Genomic DNA, 2,164 nt, shown 5'->3' with positions numbered 1-2,164 from the left:
AGGCGGTGATACTCCCCGAGATCACCGCCGCCTAAACTAACGACAGCTGATCATCGCAACGAAGCGAAAGACCACCACTCAAACGGACGCGGCCAGCACGTGGTGATCGTGTGTCTTGTGAACTCCTGTGTACATTGTGAACGCTTGTGTACTCCATCGCCTACGCGCGGTTTCCCTAACGATCGCGGATGCTCGGAGGCCGGGTTTGATGCGCCGGCAACCGCCAGAACTCACCTCGCACGAATAGGATCGCATCATGACGGCGTCTGACTCCACGGACCTTATTCGTCGGCTGATTGTAGCGCTTGGACCAACGCTGGTGTCGACCCTTGCGGGTTCTCGAGATACGCAGGCTGCGACCAGCTGGGTTCAGGCGCGCGGTGCCCGCCCCAATGCCGAGGCGATTGCACGCCTTGAGTGCGCAGAGGTGGTATGGCGAATCATCAGCGACGCCGAAGGCGACCAAGTGGCGCGGTTATGGTTCGTCGGAGCCAACCCGTTTCTTCGTGACGAGAGCACAGCGATAACCGCGATTCGCGATGGGCGGTTCGACGAAGTCATCGGAGCTGCTCAGTCGCTCGTGGACGGATCGTTTTCCGGATGATGTGTCGGCGAGTTCGTCGTCGCTAGCGCTTGGAGCGCCAGATACATTTCAGTACGCGCCGCTTCGGGAGTTAACGCTCCCGTAAGTATGCGCCGAGCACGATCGAGATCCTCCTCGGTCAGGGCATGAGCTCCGAGTTCGTGCCCCTTCTGGATCGCGGCGAGGGCTCGCATCACATGCGGGGGTATTCGAGATTGTTCACGCACGTTTAAACTCCTTGCGATGAGACTATCGGAGCACACACGCCGGCTGGCGCGCAGTACTTGTCGCCGAGGTGTCGCGCCCCGTGCCTATCCGCTCTGAGACGACAGTCTCGGCATCACGCGCCAGGCTGTGTAGCTCAGGTCGGCGAGGAAGATCTTGAGTGAACTGTCCGACTTGATGCTTGTGTCGACAGCGGTCACGTTGGACCAGCCGTCCCGATCGCTGCGACGATCGACTCGGGATCGTGATTCATGAGCAACCACTGGGCCGGGGTGGCGAGGCTGAGTAACGAGTGTCGCGTCGTCATGAACTCGTACACATGCCAGGCCGACCAGGAATGCGGGATAGCCTGAGCCACCTGCGCCACACCGCCGAGTACGCCGCAGGACCGATCAAACTGCCATATTGGATAACGTCGTCTTCGGTCTACGAGAAAGTAGTAGAGCTTGCCTCGACGCGCAAGCCGCTGAACCTGGCGGAGACCGATCATGAGAAAGTCGGCTGTTTCGTCATCACTCCAGGAATCGATGACAGCTTCGAGCCGTAGACCATACTCCGGGCGGAGCCCCAGTCGCGATTCGACGCTCCCATCGTCACAGTACGACTCCGCCTCGGTAGCGTCGACCGGCTCGGTTGCGAGTTGCTCCGTAGCGACAAATAGGTCGCCTGCGGTCTCAAGTACCAGTTCGATCATGGTTCTAAGGAGCGCGTCAACCAGCTTCCAGTCGCGTCCAGTATCGCCCGCAACTTGTACGAGTCGCCTGAGTGAATCGAGCGTTGAGCGGAAATCCTCGTCAAACGTTTCGTCGGCGATGTGCTCAGTAAGACTCCTCCCACGACGTTGGTAATGGCCTCGTTTATCGTTACGAAGGTGGCTGCTCACTCAGCACTTCCAACGCCTCGAGAATCTCGACGACTCTGTACGGATCGCTTCCCTTCATCAACCACTCGATGGGGGAATGAGTACTACCCTCGCCAACGAGGCTTGGATGGGACGTCGCCATAAAGATGTTGATTTCAGCTGGTAGCCATTGCTTCGGAACCGCGGGAGCGATGACGCCGACTCCTGGCAGAACCACGAAGCGAGGCCTCCCCGCGAATTGCCAAGAGGGGTACCGCCACTCCTTGCCCGCGTCAACAGCGTGCAGATAGCCGCGCTGGCTGAGCCGTTGCAAGGAAGTTGGCGTGATGCGCAGCAGAGATCGCGTCGCATCCGGGCTTAGTGAGTGCTCTTCCTCAGCTGATACCGGCGCGAGGCGTGCGGCCGCGTCCGTTTGAGTGGTGGTCTTTCGCTTCGTTGCGATGATCAGCTGTCGTTAGTTTAGGCGGCGGTGATCTCGGGGAGTATCACCGCCT

At 59.6% G+C, this 2,164-nt stretch carries 2 protein-coding genes; one reads left to right on the top strand and one right to left on the bottom strand.

What is annotated here, in order from left to right; genetic code table 11:
- The first annotated feature begins 256 nt into the window (after positions 1-256).
- On the top strand, positions 257-604 hold the full coding sequence (locus AB0300_RS18780; RefSeq protein WP_366216688.1) for a hypothetical protein: 348 nt from the start codon (positions 257-259) through the stop codon (positions 602-604).
- 400 nt (positions 605-1,004) lie between these two features.
- On the opposite strand, the gene AB0300_RS18775 is transcribed toward AB0300_RS18780, so the two are convergent.
- Positions 1,005-1,691: a hypothetical protein gene (locus AB0300_RS18775; protein WP_366216687.1), complete on the bottom strand. Its 687-nt coding sequence runs from the start codon at positions 1,689-1,691 to the stop codon at positions 1,005-1,007.
- Between the last annotated feature and the right edge of the window lie 473 nt (positions 1,692-2,164).

The organism is Microbacterium sp. NPDC078814 (assembly GCF_040702645.1).
In the GTDB taxonomy this organism is placed as follows: domain Bacteria; phylum Actinomycetota; class Actinomycetes; order Actinomycetales; family Microbacteriaceae; genus Microbacterium.
Note: the sequence above shows the minus strand (reverse complement) of the source record. Positions and strands in the feature narration are given on the sequence as shown.